This is a genomic window from Aquiflexum sp. (genome assembly GCF_041751335.1).
Classification (GTDB): Bacteria; Bacteroidota; Bacteroidia; order Cytophagales; family Cyclobacteriaceae; genus Aquiflexum.
Genome location: NZ_JBGSXS010000272.1, coordinates 22,209 through 44,811, shown reverse-complemented (window position 1 = coordinate 44,811; position 22,603 = coordinate 22,209). Strand labels below are relative to the sequence as shown.

At 38.9% G+C, this 22,603-nt stretch carries 26 protein-coding genes and 1 pseudogene; 19 read left to right on the top strand and 8 right to left on the bottom strand.

Annotated features, from left to right (window positions below; translation table 11 throughout):
* Positions 1-33: 33 nt before the first annotated feature.
* Complete coding sequence (locus ACEW8U_RS15115; protein WP_373522886.1) at positions 34-885, bottom strand: alpha/beta hydrolase; 852 nt, start codon at positions 883-885, stop codon at positions 34-36.
* Positions 886-1,156: 271 nt separating this feature from the next.
* Here ACEW8U_RS15115 and moaA point away from each other — a divergent pair, with 271 nt between their 5' ends.
* The 10 genes from moaA (at position 1,157) to ACEW8U_RS15065 (ending at position 8,989) form a co-directional block, all read left to right on the top strand.
* On the top strand, positions 1,157-2,137 hold the full coding sequence (gene moaA / locus ACEW8U_RS15110) for a GTP 3',8-cyclase MoaA (protein WP_373522885.1): 981 nt from the start codon (positions 1,157-1,159) through the stop codon (positions 2,135-2,137).
* A 335-nt stretch (positions 2,138-2,472) separates the two neighbouring features.
* Positions 2,473-3,654 carry a molybdopterin molybdotransferase MoeA gene (locus ACEW8U_RS15105; RefSeq protein ID WP_373522884.1) on the top strand — a complete coding sequence of 394 codons (1,182 nt, stop codon included), beginning with the start codon at positions 2,473-2,475 and terminating at the stop codon, positions 3,652-3,654.
* A 125-nt stretch (positions 3,655-3,779) separates the two neighbouring features.
* Positions 3,780-4,010, top strand: a complete 231-nt coding sequence (locus ACEW8U_RS15100) for a hypothetical protein (protein WP_373522883.1) — start codon at positions 3,780-3,782, stop codon at positions 4,008-4,010.
* A gap of 3 nt (positions 4,011-4,013) precedes the next feature.
* A complete protein-coding gene (locus ACEW8U_RS15095) occupies positions 4,014-4,445 on the top strand; it encodes a putative toxin-antitoxin system toxin component, PIN family (RefSeq protein ID WP_373522882.1) in 432 nt (143 codons plus the stop codon).
* Between the two features lie 191 nt (positions 4,446-4,636).
* Entirely contained in the window at positions 4,637-5,380 is a 744-nt protein-coding gene (locus ACEW8U_RS15090) for a sulfite exporter TauE/SafE family protein (RefSeq protein ID WP_373522881.1), read from the top strand.
* Between the two features lie 39 nt (positions 5,381-5,419).
* The gene (locus ACEW8U_RS15085; protein ID WP_373522880.1) at positions 5,420-5,650 is read left to right on the top strand and encodes a MoaD/ThiS family protein; all 231 of its coding nucleotides are present in this window, start codon (positions 5,420-5,422) and stop codon (positions 5,648-5,650) included.
* A 211-nt stretch (positions 5,651-5,861) separates the two neighbouring features.
* A complete protein-coding gene (locus ACEW8U_RS15080) occupies positions 5,862-6,182 on the top strand; it encodes a nucleotidyltransferase domain-containing protein (RefSeq protein ID WP_373522879.1) in 321 nt (106 codons plus the stop codon).
* Positions 6,183-6,865: 683 nt separating this feature from the next.
* Entirely contained in the window at positions 6,866-7,447 is a 582-nt protein-coding gene (locus tag ACEW8U_RS15075; RefSeq protein WP_373522878.1) for a molybdenum cofactor guanylyltransferase, read from the top strand.
* A gap of 2 nt (positions 7,448-7,449) precedes the next feature.
* Complete coding sequence (locus ACEW8U_RS15070; RefSeq protein WP_373522877.1) at positions 7,450-8,553, top strand: ThiF family adenylyltransferase; 1,104 nt, start codon at positions 7,450-7,452, stop codon at positions 8,551-8,553.
* Entirely contained in the window at positions 8,543-8,989 is a 447-nt protein-coding gene (locus ACEW8U_RS15065) for a molybdenum cofactor biosynthesis protein MoaE (RefSeq protein ID WP_373522876.1), read from the top strand. Before ACEW8U_RS15070 ends, ACEW8U_RS15065 begins: the two co-directional genes overlap by 11 nt.
* 182 nt (positions 8,990-9,171) lie before the next feature.
* Here the strand turns inward: ACEW8U_RS15065 and ACEW8U_RS15060 are convergent, their stop codons facing one another.
* Positions 9,172-9,726, bottom strand: a complete 555-nt coding sequence (locus ACEW8U_RS15060) for a fasciclin domain-containing protein (RefSeq protein ID WP_373522875.1) — start codon at positions 9,724-9,726, stop codon at positions 9,172-9,174.
* Between the two features lie 127 nt (positions 9,727-9,853).
* Between ACEW8U_RS15060 and ACEW8U_RS15055 the strand changes: the two genes are divergently transcribed.
* Entirely contained in the window at positions 9,854-10,114 is a 261-nt protein-coding gene (locus tag ACEW8U_RS15055) for a hypothetical protein (protein WP_373522874.1), read from the top strand.
* Positions 10,090-10,938 (top strand): annotated as a pseudogene (locus tag ACEW8U_RS15050) (cytochrome c biogenesis protein); the annotation flags it as partial. The gene ACEW8U_RS15055 and the pseudogene ACEW8U_RS15050, both read left to right, overlap by 25 nt.
* A gap of 9 nt (positions 10,939-10,947) precedes the next feature.
* Here the strand turns inward: ACEW8U_RS15050 and ACEW8U_RS15045 are convergent.
* The 3 genes from ACEW8U_RS15045 to ACEW8U_RS15035 form a co-directional block, all read right to left on the bottom strand.
* Positions 10,948-11,385: an Rrf2 family transcriptional regulator gene (locus tag ACEW8U_RS15045; RefSeq protein WP_373522873.1), complete on the bottom strand. Its 438-nt coding sequence runs from the start codon at positions 11,383-11,385 to the stop codon at positions 10,948-10,950.
* Positions 11,386-11,696: 311 nt separating this feature from the next.
* A complete protein-coding gene (locus tag ACEW8U_RS15040; protein ID WP_373522872.1) occupies positions 11,697-11,915 on the bottom strand; it encodes a hypothetical protein in 219 nt (72 codons plus the stop codon).
* 180 nt (positions 11,916-12,095) lie between these two features.
* Positions 12,096-13,868, bottom strand: a complete 1,773-nt coding sequence (locus tag ACEW8U_RS15035) for a hypothetical protein (protein WP_373522871.1) — start codon at positions 13,866-13,868, stop codon at positions 12,096-12,098.
* Positions 13,869-14,013: 145 nt separating this feature from the next.
* Here ACEW8U_RS15035 and ACEW8U_RS15030 point away from each other — a divergent pair, with 145 nt between their 5' ends.
* Together ACEW8U_RS15030 and ACEW8U_RS15025 are read left to right on the top strand one after the other, a co-directional pair.
* Positions 14,014-14,223 carry a hypothetical protein gene (locus ACEW8U_RS15030; RefSeq protein WP_373522870.1) on the top strand — a complete coding sequence of 70 codons (210 nt, stop codon included), beginning with the start codon at positions 14,014-14,016 and terminating at the stop codon, positions 14,221-14,223.
* A gap of 53 nt (positions 14,224-14,276) precedes the next feature.
* Complete coding sequence (locus ACEW8U_RS15025; protein WP_373522869.1) at positions 14,277-14,969, top strand: protein-L-isoaspartate(D-aspartate) O-methyltransferase; 693 nt, start codon at positions 14,277-14,279, stop codon at positions 14,967-14,969.
* A 131-nt stretch (positions 14,970-15,100) separates the two neighbouring features.
* On the opposite strand, the gene ACEW8U_RS15020 is transcribed toward ACEW8U_RS15025, so the two are convergent.
* Positions 15,101-15,562 (bottom strand): DUF1456 family protein, encoded by a 462-nt coding sequence (locus ACEW8U_RS15020; protein WP_373522868.1) that lies wholly within the window; start codon positions 15,560-15,562, stop codon positions 15,101-15,103.
* A 288-nt stretch (positions 15,563-15,850) separates the two neighbouring features.
* On the opposite strand from ACEW8U_RS15020, the gene ACEW8U_RS15015 reads away from it, so the two are divergent.
* Together ACEW8U_RS15015 and ACEW8U_RS15010 are read left to right on the top strand one after the other, a co-directional pair.
* On the top strand, positions 15,851-16,162 hold the full coding sequence (locus ACEW8U_RS15015; protein ID WP_373522867.1) for a hypothetical protein: 312 nt from the start codon (positions 15,851-15,853) through the stop codon (positions 16,160-16,162).
* Positions 16,163-16,268: 106 nt separating this feature from the next.
* Entirely contained in the window at positions 16,269-16,424 is a 156-nt protein-coding gene (locus ACEW8U_RS15010; RefSeq protein ID WP_373522866.1) for a lmo0937 family membrane protein, read from the top strand.
* Between the two features lie 583 nt (positions 16,425-17,007).
* Here ACEW8U_RS15010 and ACEW8U_RS15005 read toward each other — a convergent pair.
* Positions 17,008-17,241: a hypothetical protein gene (locus ACEW8U_RS15005; RefSeq protein WP_373522865.1), complete on the bottom strand. Its 234-nt coding sequence runs from the start codon at positions 17,239-17,241 to the stop codon at positions 17,008-17,010.
* A 191-nt stretch (positions 17,242-17,432) separates the two neighbouring features.
* Here ACEW8U_RS15005 and ACEW8U_RS15000 point away from each other — a divergent pair, with 191 nt between their 5' ends.
* From ACEW8U_RS15000 to ACEW8U_RS14990, 3 genes are all read left to right on the top strand, one after another.
* The gene (locus ACEW8U_RS15000) at positions 17,433-19,244 is read left to right on the top strand and encodes a family 16 glycoside hydrolase (RefSeq protein ID WP_373522864.1); all 1,812 of its coding nucleotides are present in this window, start codon (positions 17,433-17,435) and stop codon (positions 19,242-19,244) included.
* Positions 19,245-19,262: 18 nt separating this feature from the next.
* The gene (locus ACEW8U_RS14995; RefSeq protein ID WP_373522863.1) at positions 19,263-21,227 is read left to right on the top strand and encodes a c-type cytochrome; all 1,965 of its coding nucleotides are present in this window, start codon (positions 19,263-19,265) and stop codon (positions 21,225-21,227) included.
* A 112-nt stretch (positions 21,228-21,339) separates the two neighbouring features.
* Complete coding sequence (locus ACEW8U_RS14990; protein ID WP_373522862.1) at positions 21,340-21,651, top strand: hypothetical protein; 312 nt, start codon at positions 21,340-21,342, stop codon at positions 21,649-21,651.
* Positions 21,652-21,741: 90 nt separating this feature from the next.
* Here ACEW8U_RS14990 and ACEW8U_RS14985 read toward each other — a convergent pair whose 3' ends face one another.
* Positions 21,742-22,494: an SDR family NAD(P)-dependent oxidoreductase gene (locus tag ACEW8U_RS14985; protein WP_373522861.1), complete on the bottom strand. Its 753-nt coding sequence runs from the start codon at positions 22,492-22,494 to the stop codon at positions 21,742-21,744.
* Positions 22,495-22,603: the final 109 nt, after the last annotated feature.

The following is a 22,603-nucleotide window of genomic DNA, read 5'->3' as shown; positions in this document are numbered from 1 at the left end:
AGTCTGCCATTTTGAGTAGCACCGATTGGTTGCTTATCCAAAGGCTTCTTTTAAAAATAGGTTAATTTCACCAATATAATATTCTCCCCATTCCCCATCCCCTGAGTTAAAACCTCCCAAATGCTCTCCATCGAATCTAATAACTTCACAATTTGCCGAAATGATTTTTTTAACATTTAAAGCATCTTCATAGGTCGTGATTTTATCATGGCTTGCAGCAAATATCATTGTGGGAATGTTGATGTTTTTAAGATCGCTTAAGTAATTACTACTTTCCTCGGGAAGGCTTAAGGTTTTACCCTTTTGCTCAAATGTTCTTTCAACAATTAGAGATGTTTGAGAGACAAAACCTTCTGTTACCATAAAATCCACCTTTCCTTCTAATGAACCCATTGCTTTCACAGCTATAATTGTACCCATGGACATTGCCCAAATACCAATTTGTTTATCTTGGAATTTCTGATGGACTTCTTCTGTAACAGCAATTAAATCGGTGGCAAATTCATTGTAATACAAGCTATCCTTGTTTATCTCGAAGTCAGCGCTCTTTCCAAATCCACGGTAGTCAAAAGTAACCACTGTATATCCTTGGCTAGCAAATATTGCAGAATGGTAAACAAAATAGGACATATTGCCAGCATCAGGGTAAGCCAAGATCAGCAATCTACCATTGTCTTTTTCTGCATCAGCAGAATAGATCCAAGTATTGATATCATAGCCATCACACGTTCTCACAACCAATGTTTCATAATTCAAACCTAGATCATCAGGAGTTCGGATATATTCCCTATCCGGGTCAATGGCATAAGCTACATTAGTTGTGTAGGATAAGACCAACAAGACCAAAATTACTTTGATGGATTGCATTTCGTTTATGTTTTTCATAAATGGTATAAAAGATGTAAAAACCCTTTCTTGATAAAATCTAAAATTAGGTGGTGGCTAGGTGTAGGCAACTACACCTTTCTATAACATCCAATTTGTAATTGGAAAACTAAAGAAATCCAACAATAATCCACCTCAATCATAGTGATAGTTTACGTTGGATTATGATCATCTTCGGTCTTCGGTCTTCTGTCTCCCAACTATCCAACACATATTCCTTTCATTTCTTTCATATAATCGGCATCTTTGTCATTCATCCAATCGGTATTAAATGCTCATAGACCAACATCAAAGGATTCACAATTACCTCCGGATATCGCTGACTGATAGTTGTAATTTCCGCTGTGCCTATTGTATGCCCAATGAGGAGATCGAATGCATGCCCAACTCCAACCTGATGTCCGTTGATGAAATCGAAAGAATTGCCAGGACATTTGTGGGATTGGGGGTCAACAAAATCCGATTGACGGGTGGAGAGCCTTTGGTGAGAAAAGAGTTTCCTGAGATTGTCCGCAGGTTATGCAAACTTCCCGTTGAACTGACCCTTACTACTAACGGGGTATTGGTACACAAACATTTGGAGTTGTTCAAAGAAGCGGAAATCCGTTCCCTGAATGTCAGTTTAGACACTTTGGATCCTGACACTTTTTTCAAATTGACCAAAAGAAATCAATTCCAGCAAGTTTGGGACAATATCCTGTTACTGTTGGACCATGGCTTCCGTGTCAAAATTAATGCAGTGGCACTCAATGGGATTATAGAAAAAGAGCTTTTGGGATTTGTTAAGGTTACTGAGCAATTACCACTACATGTACGCTTTATAGAATTCATGCCATTTACTGGAAATCACTGGAAAAGTGATCAGGTAATTACTGCCCGCCAAATGCTTGAATTGGTGCAAACTGAATTTGATACCGTCAAACTGATGGACGAAAAACATGATACCGCCAAAAAATTCAAAGCTGTTGGCCATCAAGGGACATTTGCTTTTATCACCACCATGAGTGAGCATTTTTGCGGTTCATGCAACCGGATGAGAATCACAGCAGATGGCAAAATGAAAAACTGTCTTTTTGGAAAAGAAGAAATGGATCTTTTGGGGACCTTAAGAAAAGGTGAAGACATACTTCCCTTGATCAAACTATCTATTTTCAGGAAACATGCCATCTTGGGCGGACAGTTTACCCAGGATTACGAAAAGGCTGATGCCGATAAAATCGAAAACCGGAGTATGATCAAAATAGGAGGGTAAAAGAAAATATGTCAATCCGATTTATTTCCAGTTGTGTACCATCTGAGTTTTAAATTGTCCGATGACCGATGACCGATGTACCGAAGAGTTGGTCACAGATAAATAACTACAAAGTGATTGAACATTTAATAGCCCCGTTTGAAATGCGGGGTTTGGATAAAATAATAAATTTGACTCTATCAACCCTGAAGAGCCTGTCCCGAGAATCGGGAGGTTAAACTAAAAGGTTTCAAGTGATAAATGTGTCAAGAAAATTCAGGACGTGACAGTTTTGTACTGAATTACAACCCTTTGAAGCAAGGCGAAGCTGAAAACTCACTGAAATAAAAATAAATATGATTTCCGTAACTAAAGCCAAAGAGATTTTATCCAAACACATCATTCGGGGTCAACCTGTTTACATGCCATTAGAGGGAGCTTTGGGAATGTTTTTGGCCGAGGATATTCCTTCAGGATATGACATACCGTTTTTTGATAATTCAGCCATGGATGGGTATGCCATTGCTTGGAAGGATGGGGACAACAAAAGAAAGCTGAGGCCAGAGACCAAAATCAGGGCCGGGGAATTGGAGGATTTTGTATTAAATGAAAATGAAGCCATTCGGATTTTTACTGGAGCACCTGTTCCTAAAGGGGCAGATACCATCATTCCACAGGAATGGGTGGAGATCGAAAATGACACATTTTTATTTGAGATAGATAAATTTGAAAAAGGATCCAACCTCCGAAAGCAAGGAGCCCAAAACAAGGCAGGAGATATTATTGCGCTCAAAGGCTCCGAAATAACACCTGGAATGGTTGGCCTGTTGTCATCGGTGGGACTTCATGAAGTCCGAGTTTTTTCAAAACCCACTGTTGGAATCATTCTCACAGGGGATGAATTGGAGGAAATCGGTAAGCCTTTGAGTTTTGGCAAAGTGTATAATTCCAATGGTCCCGTTCTCAACACCTATCTCAAACAGTTGGGAATCAATGAAGTCGGATTGGCCACTGCCCTGGATGAACCGGCCAAATTGCAATCCACCATTAACAACTTTCTTGAAAAGTACGACATCATCTTAATTTCCGGCGGCATTTCTGTGGGTGATTATGATTATGTCAAAGGAAGCTTGGAAAAAGCGGGAGTAAAAGAACTTTTCTATAAAATCAGACAAAAACCGGGAAAACCGCTTTTTGTGGGACAAAGGGAAAATCAATGGATCTTTGCCTTACCTGGAAACCCAGCCTCAACGCTCACTTGCTTCAACCAATATGTCAAACCTTGTCTATTGGCTTGGATCGGTAAATCAAATGTTTGGGAGCCAAGTGGAAAATTTCCTCTTATTTATGATTTTAATAAAAAACCCGGAATCACATTATTCCTAAAGGCAAAATTAGAAGATGGGAAAGTACACATTCTGTCTGGACAAGAATCTTTCAACTTGATATCATATGGAACAGCCAATTGTATTGCGGAAATCGGAGAAGAGATGGAATCCCTGCAAGCAGGAGCTTTAGTCCCTGTATACGGATGGTAAGCCAAAAGCGGGTGGGACATCAAAAGACGAATTGGTGATTTATGACGAAAGGGTACTCAACGATGTCATGAGCCATTTACTTCAAAAAATTGTTATATTGGATAGAAATTCAATCAGTAAAGTGTATGGAGACATTAGAAAGACCATTGTCAAATTTACAGCTCGAACTGCTCAAGGCCTTTTCGCATCAATTGAGTGAGGAAGAACTTGTGCAAATAAAGGACATGCTTGCAGACTTTTTTGCCAAAAAATCCATTGAATCGGCCAATAAAGTATGGGACGAGGAAGGCTGGACTTCGGCCAAGGCAGATGAGTTACTTCGAACAAAACTTAGGACACCTTACAAAAACAGGTGATACATGCGGATTGTGCTTGATAGCAATGTATTATTGGTCAGTATATCCGATAGGTCACCCTACCATTGGATATACCTTAAATTGATCGAGAGGCAATATGATCTGTGTGTAACAACGGAAATAGTGTTCGAGTACGCTGAGGTGATAGAAGAACACATGGGTATTGAAGTCAGCGAAAGTGTTGTTGGCGTTTTGGAGAATCTTTCCAATGTTCACATAATTACCTCTTGGTATAAATTCGATTTGATAAAAAAAGACAGGGATGACAACAAGTTTGTTGATTGTGCTGTTGCATCAAATGCCCAATTTATTGTAACCGAGGACAAGGATTTCAGAGTGTTAAAGAAAATCGATTTTCCCAAGATCGAGGTTTTGGGTATAAAAGAATTTGAAAAGAAACTTAATCAAGAAGGCAGCAGGTATCCGCCGCATTGAACATCCCATTGGAGGCCTTCCTGAATTTTGATGAGGATAAGCCCACGGGAAAGAATCCATTGGCATATAATTTTATCAAAAAAGCAGGAATCACCCCATTCCTCAAAGCAAATTAGAAAATGGCGCAGTACACATCCTTCCCGTACAGGACTCTTTTAACCTGATTTCATATGGAATATGTTAGATAAAATATGAGCTTGGAACTGAGCGACCTATTTCTATACCTCGTCCTTCCTTTGGTGGCATTTCTATATGCTTCCGTGGGTCATGGAGGTGCCAGCAGTTATCTGATGGTTTTGGCTTTATTGAACTTTGCTCCTGAGCAAATCCGCCCAACGGCACTCCTCATGAACATGTTTGTATCCATGATGGCCTTTCTCGGATTCAGAAAAACCGTGGTGTTTCCCAACAGGCTTTTTCTTTCACTGATCATTTTTTCCATTCCTGCAGCCTATTTAGGTGGTTCAATTTTGGTAGACACCATTCTTTACAAAAGGATTTTAGGGATTTTGCTTTTCTTCCCCATTCTGCGGTTTCTTAATGTATTCCCTATCAATGAAGATAATTCAGTCGAACAAAAATGGTGGATGGCACCTCTGTTAGGATTATTGATAGGCTTTTTTTCAGGCCTGATTGGTATTGGTGGGGGAATCATCCTTTCTCCCATTCTGTTGATGCTGGGTTGGACCAATATGAAGGAAACCGCTGCGGTCAGTGCCATATTTATATTCTTAAATTCTGTTTCAGGATTTCTGGGAGCTGATGGCTTTCAGATTCAGATTGATCAGCAATTATGGATTGTGATGCCTTTGACTATTTTGGGAGGTGGGCTCGGTGCTTACTTGGGTGCCAGAAAGTTCAATCCCGTTGCCATCAAATATTTACTTGCCTTGGTACTGTTTATTGCCGCCGTCAAATTAATATGGACAGGGTAATGGATTTTGATTAAATTAATGTTTCAAAAATAAAAGCATATGATTAAGATCAAAGCCTTCGGAATGGTCGCTGAAAAAATTCAGACCAATGAAATGGAATTACAATACATGCCCGACACGGAAGTCCTCCTTGGATTTCTCCATCAACAATTTCCCGACCTGAAACATATTAAATTCAGCCTAGCAGTCAATAAAAAACAGGCTGTTGGAAAAACCATAATACCCCTTGGTGCTGAAGTGGCATTGTTGCCTCCATTTTCGGGAGGGTGAGGGAGTGAATGGGCATTGGTTGATTAGAGGTGTGGATACGGAAAATATAAATTGTAAAAAAGCAATGACCAAACTTGATTTTAACCATGAAGGAACAATGGAAGATTGTGAACTTAAAAATGGCAAATATATAAGTTTGGACATTTATGCAAAAATTGATTTAGGTAAACAAACCCAATCATTAAAATAACCAAATGCTTATATTTGATTTATGAATAAGACTGAGAAATGGCTGTTAGATGAAATAAAAGGTATAGTAACCGACCTAGACCCTAAAGCCAAAGTTTATTTATTTGGTTCTAGGTCAAAAGGAACCTCCAAAAAAATGTCTGACTGGGACCTACTAATTCTCCTAAATAAAAAGAAAATTACATTTGAAGACGAAAATAAAATCACGAACCCATTGTATGACCTGGAATTTGAAACAGGAGAAGTAATTATCCCTATGGTATACAGTGAAAATGAATGGGACACCAAATATAAAATAACTCCTTTTTATCAAAAAGTTATGCGTAGTGCAATTCTACTATGACAGGAAATAATCCCGAGGACTATATTAATTACAGAATGGAGCGGGCCTTGGAAACCATTGAAGAGGTGCGGACTCACATAAATAATAAATATTACAATACGGCGATTAATCGAATGTATTATGCATCTTATTTTATGTTGATTAAACTCAAGATACGAATATATCTATTTCCTGTCTTAATTTTTGGACGATGAAAGAGTGGTCTGATCAATAACCTCCATCCTTGGATTTAGAATGAGGAAAAAAAGACAGCTTGAAAAGCTGAAAAGTTAGAGACCGATATGGCCTTTTTTCTAAAAAAAAAGAAAAAAAATAATTCAAGATTTATAAGAATTGAAAGGCGAAGAAGCAATATTCAACTAGAAGACCGCAAGACCAGCAAAAAAAGTATGGTATTTAACTTTTGTTTTTTGGGTTTGGACTCGGTGGTGTTTTCTGGTTTATCTACAGGTTTTTTGACCTGCAATAGCACATAATATTTGTGGCTAAGTTGGATCAATAAGGTAAGAATGATTTCCAGGGACACATTTTTGACAAAACAATAGTATTAGGAAAGGTTGGGATTGAAATTCCATATGATTTCCGTCCACCTTTTGCTTTTGATTACCCCTATAAGTTCCGATATTTAAATTTCTGCGAGAATGGAGATGTAAAAATCTATTTACCAAACCAAATTAGATTCAGTGGTTGCATATCAGGAAATAGAAGCCTTTATATTGGCCGGTGGAAAAAGCCTTCGAATGAGGGAAGATAAGGGTCTGGCGTTATTAAATGGCTCACCTATGATTACCTCAGTCATCAAAACCTTGCAATCGATCCCTTTGGAGGTAAAATTGATTTCAGCGAATCCCGATTACAATCAATTTTACTTACCTTTATATAAGGACTCTATTCAGAACAAAGGTCCTATGGGAGGCTTAATTACCACTTTGGAACAGACCTCCACCCCTTATGTGTTACTTATGGGATGCGATATGCCCTTTATCACCAAAAATGTGATAAGTCACTTGATTGACAATAGCAAAGAAAACAAGATCACTGTGGCCGAGACCAATGGATATATCAATCCCCTTTTGGCCATTTATCCCAAATCCATCCTTCCTGAACTCAAGAAACATATAGAAAATGACCTTCTCAAGTTGCAGGATTTTATTTCCTCCCAAGATCACCACATCGTGAAAATGGATGAAATTGAAAAGACAGAACCGACAACTTTGACAAATATCAATTGCAGGGAAGAACTGGATTACTGGAACAAACAATAAACATGGACAGATTTGCAAGACAATATGTATTGCCCGGGTTTGGAAAAGAGGCCCAGGAAAAACTAAAGAAATCCAAAATACTGGTCATTGGAGCCGGAGGTTTGGGATGTCCTGCATTGCTGTATTTGGCTGCCGCAGGCGTGGGAACCATAGGCATCATGGATGGTGATTTGGTTTCAGTCAGCAATTTGAACAGACAGATACTTTTTGGCGAAAGTGACCTCGGGATGAACAAAGCAGAAACTGCCGCACATTATTTGAAATCCAAATATTCTGATATTCTTATAGATTGTATTCCTGAGTTTATTACCACTGAAAATGCAGCATCTGTAATCTCCAAATATGACCTTATCTTGGATGGTTCGGACAATTTCCCCACACGTTACTTGGTCAATGACGCCTGTGTACTTTTGGGAAAACCTTTGGTCTTTGGGGCAATTTATCAAAACCAAGGACAGGTTGGTATCCTCAATGCAAATGATTCCAATAGCATCAATTACAGAGACCTTTTCCCTGACCCACCTACTGCATACGAGATCCCCAATTGCAATGAAACTGGGGTTTTGGGCGTATTGCCTGGAATTATAGGGACTATACAGGCCGCAGAGGCTATTAAATTCATAACCGGGTATGGTAATACCTTGATAGATAAAATGCTGTTCTATAATCTGCTTGACCATCAATCCTACGAGGTCGGGCTGAGCAAAAATCCTGACGCACATCTTTCAATGCCAAAAACCATTACGGAATTCATGGAAATGGACTATGCAGTTGTATGTGGAAATGGTGACAGTATTAATTGGGTAGAGGCCATTGGACTTTTGGAGAAATTCCCAAATGGAAAGCTGGTCGATGTCAGGGAAAAAGATGAAGCTCCCAGGTTAAAGAATTTTGACCACATTTTGGTTCCTATCTCTGAAATTGAAGAAACTACCAGCGTTTTGAGTCTTATTGATCCCTTATTGTTATTTTGTCAAAGTGGGGTCAGAAGTTTGAAATCAGTCAAAATCCTGGAAAAAGCTTTTCCCGGAAAAAAAATCCATTCCATTTCGGGAGGTATCGAAGCATTGGATTCACCGATCAACAAAAACTATTATGGAAACTAAAAGAACACCAAAAAACATATTTGTAGCAGGAGCTATTTCTCCTGACAAAATTGCCAAATCCATCGCCAATCACAGCACCAAAACGGACATCGGCGGCCACAGCATTTTCCTTGGCCAAGTCAGGGCTGATGAAAAAGAAGGCGGAATGGTCAGGGCGATTGAATATACCGCTTATGAGGAAATGGCCTTGGAGAAAGCTTTTGAAATCCGCGAGGCCATCTTTGCCAAATACCCTCTTTCCTGCATGCATATTTACCACAGTCTCGGGGAAGTCAAAGTTGGAGAAATCTGTCTTTTTGTATTTACATCCTCCAAACACCGAAAAGCCGCCATTGATGCCTGTGAAGAACTGGTAGAAAGGATCAAAAAAGAAGTGCCTGTTTGGGGAAAGGAAATTTTGGAGAATGAGAAAAGTGTTTGGAAGGAGAATACTTAAAAAAGCACCAAGCTAATGCCTGATGCTTTTCCGGATTAGAAACCATTAACCTTTACCTAAAATTAAAACTATGGTTGAATGCTTTATTGTCCGTAACATCGGTCATCTGTCATCGGACTTCCTACCAGAGAAATGAGAATCCTGCTATTTTGGAAAATAAGCGGATAACCATAATAACAATTTCAATCTGGCAACAACACCTTGTCCACTACGTGTATTATTCCATTTGAAGCAGGAACACTTCCAATTATTTTACCTCCATTGACCAATACTGTACCATCCTCTGACTTCTCTATTACTAAAGATGCTCCATGGGCGGTTCCAAGTTTTCTTCCATTTACAAAGTCTTCGACTCTGTAAACGCCAAGCAGAACATGGAATTCCAAAATATCCCTCAATTGTCTTTGGTTTTCTTTTTTTGTCAATGTGGTAAGTGTTCCATCTGGTAAGGCATCAAAAGCCGTATTGCTTGGCGCAAAAACAGTGAAAGGCCCAACGTTCGTCAAAACATCTACATAGTCAGCAGCCTTCAATGCTGCTACCAATGTAGAATGATCGGCTGATCCGACTGCCACTTGTACAATATTAGGGTTGGACATATCATCTTTGACACCTGATTGTCCCACATGTGTTGTCTCAGAAACAGAACTGTTGGTATTTTGATTTTCCGAAGAACCACATGCTATCAACAACAGAAGCGAGCCAATTACTGCAAGAGATTTAAATATCGATTTCATTTCGTTTTGGGTTTGGATTTTGGCACAAGATATAAAAAGACTTTTTTATCTTTTATGATTAAAGTCATGATAATGGAATATTTTTGATTGTTTTTTGATCATAGAAACAGCTCAACATCTACAACTGATGGAGATGGCTACCCAAAAAATATGCAACCAACATGCAGGCGAATCCCATCCACTCCAAATGCGGACACTTTACCAATGGGAAGGTGGTGCATTTTTGGTCAAAGGAATTCATGAAAACGCCAAACTGGGCTATGTTTCTGAGGAAGACCCCGAATTAGCCAAAAATCTGTTGGATGTTATCAAATACAGCATACAGGATGAATCAGGTCAAAACATTACAGAGGCATTTGGAAAAAAATCTGGTCAGTCGGTAAAGTAATGACATGGTTCGGTTTTCTGGCATTCACTTTCCACCTGAGTTTAAGATGGTACATAGCCAAACATCCACCTTGGAGCGATGGGTTTGAAATGTTGGTCTTTGTGGCTTGGGGGGTGTTACTTTTTGGGCTGTTGTTTTCTACAAAGTCAAAATTCACACTGCCTCTTGGTCTGCTTTTTTCAGGAACATTGCTTTTTGTCGGGTTTTTGGATTGGCTCAATCCAGAAATCACGAATTTGATGCCCGTGTTGAATTCCTACTGGCTCAAAATACACGTAGCAATTATCGTGAGCAGTTATGCACCTTTGGCACTTTCCGCGATCATAGGTTTATTGAGTTTGATGCTGACCATTTTTAAACCCAATAGTCCAGGAAAACAATGGTGGAGCAGTATCAGAGAACTTCAGATGGTCAATGAAATGTCCATTACCATCGGATTGTTTTTATTGGCTATCGGGACTTTTCTGGGAGGTGTTTGGGCAAATGAAAGTTGGGGAAGATATTGGGCTTGGGATCCAAAAGAAACCTGGGCTTTGATCTCTGTGATCGTCTATGCCTTTGTATTGCACTTAAGATTGATTCCTAAATTCAAAGACGGGCTGGTCTTCAATCTTGCAAGCCTATGGGCTTTCTCTTCGATTGTCATGACCTCCTTCGGGGTGAATTACTACCTGTCAGGGCTTCATTCCTATGCAGCAGGAGATCCTGTGCCGGTTCCCAGTTGGGTTTATTGGGTAATTTTGGTTTTGCTGACGGTATCGGTCTTAGCTGTTGTGAAATATAAAAAATTAAAAGAATCAGAGGTCAAAAAACTTGTGGTCTGATGACCAAACTTAAGCCAATCTATAAAGTACAGTTTCACCGCTCTCGACTTCCTCTGCGAGTTGTTTGAGGCTTTTATTGGTCAGCATCTGAACCAATTCCAATCTTATATTTTTAATTTCATGGTGCAAAGGACATGGGTTCGTTTCCGAACATTGCTTCAATCCTAGACTACAGCCATTAAAAAGTTCATCGCCGTCTATGACAACCACCAAATCCTTTAAGGTAAAATTTTCATGCTCTTTGCCTGCATAAAACCCTCCTGAAGGTCCTTTCTGGGAACCTATTAATTTCTTTCTGACAAGTTCCTGAAGGATTTTTGCTGTGAAAGGCTCCGGAGCATCAACATGTGCCGCTATCTCTTTAGCACCTACTTTTTGGCCAATTTGACTTTGCTTCCATATATATATTACTGATTTGATTCCGTATTGACAGGCTTTGGAAAACATAAGAATTTTTATTTAAATAAAACTTTGCAAAATAAAGATAAATTTATCTTTCTATCTGTAATTAATGATACAAAAACAGAGTTATTTTGTTCAAATTTTTCAAAAGATTTTAAAAAGGGTGATTTATCTTAGCACGAAAACCAATAATCTATTATTAAGAAGGGCTTTCCGAAATTCAAAGCTTAATTCGTTTCTTGAAACTAGGTGATACTAGGCGTCATCAGAAAAAACTACCCTCTTTTTCTTTAGGAAATTTCTTTTCCTAATGACCAATAAAGTTGAAATGGTTGTATTACATTAATCTTCCAATATTATGCTGTCACCTTAAAAGGCTTTGGAGCCTTAACCTCCATTTCTTCAATGATTTTGTCCAAAATAGTATTAGGATCAAGGTCAAAATGATCACAAACTTCTTGAATTCTCATTTCTTTATTTAATAAAGGGTCAATTCCAAATCTCTTGAAAACAGCGCCTGCCCGAAAATCTGCGGTAATTATTTCATTTACGGTAAAATCTTTGAATTTTTTCATTTTCGTATGGTTTGGAGTTAGATTTTCTATTCAACTCATGAATGCGTAGAAACGGGACATTTTATGCTTTTGGATTTATTGTTTTATGAATAAAACATCCAGAGATTGTCTTGTTATCCACTTAGTTTGATGTTTATACCTATTAAATGATTTTCGAGTAATCATGAAAGTGACTCAATATCAGACTATAGAAGCTGTTCCTTGAATCTCCAAAAGAATCGAATCCAATTGCTCTTTCATCTTTTTGGTAACCTCATCTTTCCCCACTGAGACACCTTCTATCAGGTCATTGTAATATTGAATTCCAGATTCCAGGTTCTTTTGGAATTTTCCAATATAAGTTTCGAATTTCTGATTGTTTTCCGGAAGTGCTTTTTCCATTTCGGATTTCAGGTATTGCATGTACAATTGCAATTCCTTGATAAATACATGAGGCCTTTCAGCGTCAAGGTTGAGGTTAAATTTCCCATAGATATGCCCCACCATTTCCTTGAGACTGAAGACACCTTTGAAATAAGCCAGATTAGGGCCTGGACAAATCGTCACCGCGGACAAATTTCGACGGGGAGTTTCTCCTGCATTCAAAATCGCCGGTGCACTCAGCCCTTCACAGAGGCAGTCCTTTTGCAAAACTTCGTTCAACTCCAGTTCTGTGACTTCACCTGCTTTGTATTGCTTGAATTTAAGATTTTGATATTCCCTAGATGCGGTGCAAATGGCTTTATCAGAGAACTCTTTGCTGAATGTCAGGAATTTTTTGTAGCAGGGACTTCCCGGTCTGTTTTTGTCAATTCTGGCAATCCGCTGTTCTTCGCCGCTACTTATTCTTAGATTATTGAAAGGTATTCCCAATGGAGAAGCATGACTCAGATAATAATCAGACTTTTTGGATCTGATCAATCTGTTCAAGGTATCTTTATCTACACTGGTGGCTTCGGGCACCAACAAAAAGGGACTTCCCCAACCTGTCCCGTCCAATTGGTAGTATTCCAACAAAAAACTGTTTTCTTCTGAATTGCCAATTCCACCTTGATAAGTAATCTTAGGTTTGATGTTTTCAGGAAGCAGGGGCAGTCCTTTTTCCTTCAGTGCCTCTTGACATGCAGTCAATAAAGTTTCTCTCAAACTCACTCTATTGGTTTTGAATTCCTCCAAAATAGGTCCTGCCAAAAAGCCTTCAGTCGCAAATGCATGACCTCCGCAGTTCAATCCTGATTCAATCCTGAATTCTGATATCCATATTCCTTTCTTGGCCAAAAATCTACCTTGAATCAAAGCAGACCTATAATCTGAAACCTTTAGGATAATTCTTTTTTTGATTTCCCCGGTTTCATCAGGAAAAAAGTCAGGAAACTGGGCTATGTAACTATACAATGCAGGATTCAATCCGGCTGAATAAACCACAGAACTGTTCAGATCACTTTCTGCATAGCCTCTCAATGCAGAAAGTGCATCTGAGTATTCTCGTGGCAATTCATTCCCATTCCCATCATAATTTAATTTATCTACCTTGGTCATTATATTGACATCAATACTACCGGGAATGATCGCATCCTTCAGTATCTTCCCAATTTTTCTCCTTTCCACATCAGTGACGTGAGGCATCTTTTTGTACAATTGATATAAATGATACTCCTCTGGTAATAATTCAAAATATTGGTTAATGTCTTCATCCCTTTCAAAATCTTTTAGCTTGAGTTCCTGAATCTGATTTTCAACAGCCTGATGAAGTAGGTTCATATAAGCTTTGATTCTTTTTGCTCTGTAATCTTCCTCCTTTTCATCAATATACAAATATGGAATTTTCAATTTCCTGCTATAAATCCGTCTCATATCTTCCAACAAATGGTCATCCATTATCGATACCACGGATGAAATGCCATATTTGGCAATTTTAATCGGTGAGTCAACAGTAAAACCCAGTCCCATAACAGGAATATGGAATTTATGCATTGTGTTTTGAGTCGCAATCATTATTTAAAGGCATTAGAGGTTTTGGATTCCTGATACTTGAATTCATATAAGCTAACAAAGCTATCCTCTAATTGACTGCAAAAAGAAAGCAATCCTCATTGAGGGATATGACTTTTGTCAGGAAGTGGGGAGAATTCAGTTGGCAGTCTCAGTTGGCAGTAGGCAGTCGCAGTGGGCAGTTTGCAGAGGAAAGGAAGTAGGGAAGTTTGAGTTTAGGGAAGTGGGGAAGTATGGAAGTAAGGAGGTATGGAAATTGGAAGTGGGAAGATGTGAAAGTCAGGGAGTCGGGAATTATGAAAATAGTTTATCATGTGTTTTACCTATCCATTTGTGATCCCTTCAATAAAGCCTTAAATTGATCTGAATTAGAATATACCCAGTTTAAAAATGAAGCATTTCTGGTTGATTATGATTTTCTTCGCGTATTTTCAAACTGATACATACAAAACCGAACGGTTGAATATGGTCAAATCACAAATTGAAAACAGGGGGATAACAAATACATTGATTCTTGAAGCCATGCGCAAAGTTCCCCGGCATTTGTTGGTTCCTGAAAACCAAAAAGCCAATGCGTATAAAGATAGGCCTTTGTCCATTGGTGATGGGCAGACAATTTCACAACCGTATATAGTGGCACACATGACCGATCTCATCCAGCCCAAAAAAGGAATGAAAGTATTGGAGATAGGATCAGGCTCGGGATATCAGGCAGCAGTACTGGCGGAAATCGTAGACCAGGTATTTACAATAGAAATCGTGGAGAATTTGGGAAATAGAGCAAAAGCAGACCTTGCAAAATTGGGCTACAAAAATGTGTCTGTAAAAATAGGCGATGGGTATCAGGGTTGGCCTACTGAGGCTCCATTTGATGCGATTTTGGTTACTGCGGCTGCAGAACAGATTCCCCAACCACTTATTGACCAACTCAAAGAAGGCGGCAGGATGGTTATTCCTGTTGGCAAACAGGGGGCCGTTCAGGAACTACAGTTGGTAGAAAGGATTAGAGGAAAAGTAAAGATCACAAGCCTCGGGGCGGTACGGTTTGTTCCTTTTACAAGAGATGAAAAAAATAAATGGTGATTATCCGCCTGCCTGCAAGATGTGAGAGTTTTGTTATAAATTGGCTGGAAGACAGAAGGCGGAAGACCGATCCAGATAGCTATCGGGATTAAATTTAGAAGTTAACATACAGAGTGAAAACTCCTAAAAACTTAACCTGCCCTATACTTCATTTGAAGACCCCTCAGAAAATTCCTTAAGACCTGATCTTTACAAAGGCGATATTGGCTTTGGGTGGGCTTTCTGAAAAATGCACTGAGTTCATGCTTGCTGATTTTAATATCCATTTGTTCCAACATATCCAAAATATCCTCATCCTTCAACTCCAAAGCAATTTTCAGTTTCCGGAGAATCATATTATTGGTCAGCGTTTTTTCTGCTACCGGGAGAGTATCATCTTTTTTACCTCTTTTGTCGATGATCAGGCCATTCAAAAAGTAAGCTAGATCCTTGTCGTAAATACCTTTAAAATCAGGATCTTCATCCCTTTTCAGCCAATCGCTTACCTCTGCCCTGATAACAACCTTCCCTCCTAGTTCAAAAACCCTGATCATCCGATCATCACCGAAATCGAAGGTATATCGTAAGATGCGCAAGATGTCATTGTTGGTCATGGTATTGGAATGAAATATATAGAATTGTTCATAAAATCACGGATAAAGATGTTCCAAAAGCACAAGCTTTCCAAATAGAATAGAAAAAAGGTGACTGTTGAAATCGTTAATTACACCATCCTAACCTGCTTTTTTTATGTAATATTTACAATAAGCACATAAAATTGTATAAAAAAATTGAAAAGGTATTCCCTTACATTTGTAAAGTGATGATGATCACAAATCATTAGGAAATAAAAAATAACCGCTGTAAAAATTTACCTCCAGCACTAAACAACTTAAACTCACATGAAAAATTTAAGAATTGCATGGGTCACAGTAATCGTCTTATTCTTCTTAGGACTGAGCCCGGTTTCAGCTAACGACACTAAGAATATTCCGGTTGAATCAACCATGACACCTGCTGAAATGCAGGTATTGATTGACAGATTGGAAGAAATCAAAAAAATTGACAAATCTACCCTGACAAAAGCCGAAAGGAAAGATTTACGTAACGAGTTGAAAGAAACTAAAAAAGAAATCACCAGAAACAGTGGCGGCGTTTATTTATCCATAGGAGCTATTATTTTGGTTATCTTATTATTGATTCTATTGCTTTGATTTCAAATACAAAAACTTGAACATTCAATCCCTGAATTGGTGATGGGAAATAATCTGCATAGAATCAGTATTTAAATTATACACATACATATAAACAAACAGAATCATGGGAAATTTACTATACATTATCGCTGTTATATTAATAATCATCTGGGCTGTAGGATTCCTCGGCTACAACAGTGGGGGCATTATTCATATTCTCTTGGTCATTGCTGTAATTGCAGTAATACTACGGGTCATCAGCGGCAGAAAAGCAATTTGATCTGAGATTGATTGGTCGCTATAATCCTGATTTTCTAAGAGTGGAAATGTGGGATTTTTATAACAATTAAAATGAATATTATAACCAATAGGCAAATTTAATTTGGAAACTTTGTATAAATAGATTTAAATATTAGGGAGAAATAACAGTGATCAAAAGAGATTACATAAATTTATTAACCCTTAGAATTATAGAGAGCATTTTTTTGATTATCCATGAGTAGGCGGGTGAACAGTTTATTAAGTGATTTTATTTAGAGGAGAAATCACTTTGCAAATGACACTTTTAATTTGGTAATAATTGTTTGGGTGAATTAATTATACCGACACTTGCTGAAAATGGATAATTTTTTTTTAAAAATGCCTAAAAAAATATTTAAAGACACGAAATACAATAAAGAAACAGATTTATTGAAAAGAAAGATTCGAATTATGAAAAGAATCCAATAAATCAAAAGATAATCATTAGGGCTTATTTATAGAAAGAATGGCAGGTTTTTTTACCTGTCTTTCTATTTTTATACCGGTCCAGCATCCGACCCACCACAGTTGATAATATATCCCAACATCTATTTCTGGATAATTTATTTTTTCCATGCTAATTGGTTGATTTGTTGTTGCAGTGCCGCCAATGCCTCTAGCAATTCGTGGAAAGTAGGCTTTTCCCCGTAAATCATACTCTCCTGCATCTGCCCATAATCTTTTTCCCAAGCTGACAACACAAGATCAGGTGGTAAAAACCGAGTACTTTCAGGTTTGTGCAGCCCATAATCTACCCCTTTCACCTTGGAGTACCTTTCCCTATGACCTACTATCACTTATTTTAAAATATTTATTTGTCGCAAATTTAGTAGATTTTTGCGACAAAATTATTTTAATGTCAGCATCTCATTTATTGAAATAACCTCCCATGGCTTTAACCAAATCAAATCATTTGGAAAAACCTCCCATTTAAAGCATCTTTATGGTCTTTAAATTTTCTTAATTTCATACCACATTTATTGCAAAAATGACCATAACCAATTTAAAAACTTGGGCAAGCAGTCTTAGTTGTCTGTTACTGACTGTATTTTTTCCCACCGCAGGACTAGTTGCCCAACAGACAGTACAAATCAGTTCCCTTTCAGACTTTAAACCCAATACCGGTACTTGGCACAATGCCTCCGAAGTATCAGGCAATTTGGACAAGCCAAATCTCCTGAATTTTACCAAAGGTGAAGGGGTGCTTGTCAATCAACCTACCAAGAAAAACAAAGGTCAGGACCTGATTTCTCTGGAAGAATTCGGTGATATTGACCTGGAACTTGAGGTGTTGGTTGCCCCCCAGTCCAATTCAGGTGTTTACCTGATGGGACAGTATGAGATTCAGATTCTGGACAGTTGGGGCAAAACCACAGCACGTGCAGGTGATATGGGGGGTATCTATGAAAGATGGGATGAAAGCAAGCCCGATGGACAAAAAGGATATCAGGGTTACGCCCCACGCCAAAATGTAAGCCGTGCCCCCGGGGTCTGGCAAAATCTCAAAGTCTCTTTCCAAGCTCCTAAATTCAATGAAAAGGGTGAGAAAAAAGAAAATGCAAAATTCCTATCTGTCCACCTCAACGGCGTATTGATCCATGAAAATCTGGAAGTATTTGGGCCAACTAGGGGTTCTTTGAAACCAAATGACATACCAAAAGGTCCTATCCGCATCCAAGGTGACCATGGTGCAGTTGCTTTTAGAAATATCAAAGTCACCAAATTTGATTCGGAAGTACCGGTATTGTCAGATTTGCGATATGAGGTATATGAAGGTTTTTTTAACCAAGTTCCGGAATTTGACAATTTGAATGTATCCGGGGTAGGAATAATAAAAAATATCAATGATCAAATAGATACTCCTACCAAACAAAACCTCGTCAGGTACGAAGGAAAACTGGAAATTCCTGCATCGGGAAATTTCACCTTTTTGATGGGGGTTCCTTCAGGAATGGGCGCACTTTATATCAATGGTAATAATCTACTTCCGATACAGGAAGGTTATCAATCCAAAGAAATCAAGCTTGAAAAAGGGATTGTCCCCGTAGAGATTCTGGTCTCAAAAACCAACGATTGGTCTGACACGGGCCTGGACCTAAGTATTGCAGGACCTGGTCTCCGTCTGTTTCCCTTATCCAAAAGCCAAGTATCAACCGGTAATGTGGTTGATCCGATTTTGGTAAACCAAAATGAAGTTCCAATTCTCCGGAGTTTTATTGATTTACCTGATGGAAAAAGATTGACCCATGCTGTTTCTGTTGCCGGTGCACAAAAAGTGCATTACTCCTTTGACCTGAGTAAAGGTAATCTTGTACAAGTATGGCGGGGCGGATTTTTGGATGCAACTCCCATGTGGCACAATCGGGGAAATGGTGTTTCCAGACCATTGGGTGCTGTGGTCTTTCTGGGGAATCCGGAAAAAAACCTTCATGATACCGAATTCACTGCCATGAGTGAAAAGTTCAAGGCAAATGGGTATCAGGTCAAAAACGGAGGCGTAGAATATCAGTACCAAAATATTGGGGTAAAATTCAAGGATTTTATCATTGGAAGAGCAGACGGAAAAGGATTAGACCGGACCTTAACCACCGAAGGAATCACCGCCAATAAGCGTTACAGTATCGCTTCAGGTGGAGATATCAAAATGATCCAAGACGGGCTGTATTGGGTAGTGGACAAAGGTTACTACATCCAAATGGATCCGAAATCACTTTCCAAACCAACCATTGAAAGCGGTGCCGAAGGAAAAAACCTGATGGTTTCGATCAGCCTGCCATTACAGTATTCCCTTTTGTTTTAACCCTATTGCCAAAAACTGATGAAAAAATTTAATTTAACATATACGCTTTCATTTTTGCTTTGCCTGTCAGGAATTTTATTAAATCAGGCATTCGCCCAAGAATCACCCATGGAGGAGGATTACTACAAGATCATGAAAGTAAGTTCACCTGAAGGTACGCTATTGGAAGTGGGTGGGCTGACCATGCTGCCCAACGGACACCTTGGCGTGGCAACCCGAAGAGGGGATGTTTTCATTGTCGAAAACCCTACAAGCCCAAGACCTTATTTCAGAAAATTTGCATCAGGCTTGCACGAAATACTTGGGCTGGAATATAAAGATGGTTCATTCTATTGTGCCCAAAGAGGGGAATTGACCAAACTGACTGACACCAATCAGGACGGTAAGGCTGACCTTTATGAAACATTTGCCTCTTGGCCAATATCGGGACATTACCATGAATATAGTTTTGGTCCTGTGATTGGTAAGGATGGTAGTTTTTATGTCTCGGGAAATGTAGCTTTTGGCAATCAGGAATGGTGGAGAGGGGAAAGCCGCGTACCCTACAGAGGTTGGGTTATAAAAATCACTCCATATGGTGCCATTGAACCATTTGCTACCGGTATGCGCTCACCCGCTGGATTGGGAATCATAGACGGTGAATTGTTTTATACCGAAAATCAAGGAGATTATATGGGTTCCGGCGGATTATGGCATTTGGAGAAAGGCGATTTCACCGGACATCCGGCGGGATTGGCATGGACAGGAATGGAAAATTCTCCTTTGAAGCTTACCGCTGCCCAATTTGACGCTGTGGTGGATCCCAGAAAAGTGAAAGACCAGAATGGCCGATACATCAAACCTGAAAATGTAATTGATGAAGAATTTGTGACCATGTATCAGGCAAAGGAGAAATTGTCCGACCTGAAATTACCCGCAGTTTGGCTTCCACATGGCATCCATGGAATTTCTAATGCAGAACCTTTACAGATTCCCAAAGGACATCTTGGCCCTTTTGAGGGACAGATTTTGGTCGGTGATCAGGGTCAAAGTAAAATCATGAGGATTTTCCTTGAAAAAGTGAACGGAGAGTACCAGGGAGCTTCCATAGATTTTAGAAGCGGATTTCAATCCGGGGTTTTAAGGATGGCTTTTGCTCCGGACAAATCCCTTTTTGTCGGAGAAACCAACAGAGGTTGGGGTTCAGCAGGAGAAGCCAATGAAGGGCTGCAAAGATTGGTTTGGAATAATGAGATTCCATTTGAAATGAGGACCGTCAAAGCCATGCCTGATGGATTTGAAATTGAATTTACAAAGCCTGTTGATTTCAAAATAGCCACTGACCTGGCCTCTTATGCTGTACAAAGTTTTACTTATAAATACCACCCTGTTTACGGTAGTCCTCCTGTAAACATCCTGGACAATGCTGTTTCAGGTGTCAAAGTTTCAGAGGATGGCATGAAAGTCCGGATCATCGTCGATGGACTGAGAAGATATTATATTCACCGTATTACATTAGATGGGATAAGGGAGAGAAAAGATTCCCATTCCCTTGTACATCCAACTGCCTACTATACCTTAAACAATATCCCAACAGGGGAAAAACTTGATCTTGCTGATGTCAGCAGGTTCAATTCGGCTATGGAGCAGGAAAAGGCCAAAGCAGAAGAAACCAAAAAAGAAGCAACCTTCAAAAAGCCCGTAACCACCGAAGCTGCTAAACCTGCTGCGCCAAAAGCAGATGAGGTGCCTTCAATGGAAGTTATCAATACGCTATTGGCGAAAAATACCTGTACTGCCTGTCATCATGTCAATAAAAAACAGGTTGGTCCTTCTTATGCAGACATTGCAAAAAGGAAATATACCAACGAGCAAATGGTCGAACTGATCTATAACCCCAAGCCGGAAAACTGGCCTGATTACCCCACCCCCATGCCTCCCATGCCCCATGTTCCCCGTGAGGAAGTTTTGAAAATAGCTGCTTATATTAATTCTTTAAGGTAAACGCTCCCCGGGATTTGCAATCCCGGGGACAGATAAATGGAATTTTGTAATTCCAAAACTTCAATAAAGATTCCTTATCTTGATTCATAAGACTGTTTACAAAACCTTGTTTATGGAAAGCTCAAAAGATGAATTATTTAAACTTATTCAACAAAAAGTCAAAGACGGATCCATTGAGGCATTATTGAAAGAAATTCAGAAAAGCTTGGATTTAACTTTGGATCTAAGTTCAACTTCGACCTCCAACTTGTGTCTGAAAGACGCAGAGGAGGTCAGGGATGAATATAAGACTACTTTTACGCTCCAAGACCTGGCACATTACCAAGCTGCCATTGGGATAAATACAATTTATTTTAAGATCGAAGAAATCCCCATTCCAAAAAATGTAGGTGCTTTTTGGAGATTGGTAAAGGAAGGAAAATAATTCTAAAACATAAACTTCCGCTCCTCGGATTTTGCAATCCCGTTAACAGATGATTGGAATTTGTAATTCCAATAGAACCTTGATCATTATTTAATTTACAGTCATTCCACCATCAAATAACTGAGAGGTGCCAGTTGTAAACTGATTATCATCGCTAGCTAAAAACAATACAAGTTCTGCTATTTCATTGGGCTGTACATATTGCCACAGAGGAATAGCCAATTCAAGATTTACTTTTACCTCTGATCCCTGCCCCCTGGAAAATCCTTCATCCGGTGAGCGCATCTTTCGGTTAAAAAAGGGAGAAGAATATATGCTATTTACCTTTATTTTTTTGAGATCGGCTTCCACAGACAATACCTGCAAAATTCCCACACAAATATGTTCACGTGTGATATAAGCGCTTATATATGGGCCTCCGACCAAACCTGATAATGATATGATGCTGCCACCGACATTCATTTGTGGCAATACGTATTTATTTCTCAACCAAACGCCTCTTTCGTTGACTGCAATTACTTTGTCAAAGATTTCTTTTGAATAGTCAACAATTGGTTCTTCTACTCCCTCAATTCCCGGATTGTTAAAAAAGACATCGATTTTCCCGAAATATTCCACAGCTTTGTCAGCGTATTTTTGAACGTCTTCTGATTTGGATACATCCGCCACACAATAACTGACATCTTTTCCGCCCAATTCTTCAACAGCTTTTTTAAGTACCTCTTCATTTAAATCTACCAAAAGTACTTTAGCTCCCTCATCTAAAAAAAGTTTAGCAGTATTTCTACCAATACTACCTGCACCACCAGTAACAATTGCTACTTTATTTTCTAATTTTTTCATCTTTGATAAAGTATTTAATGTCATGATAGCATTTCCAAAAGCATTCTTCAATTATATGAATCAGAATTGGTTATATAGTTTAAAACTTACTTTAATAAAAGTACGTGAC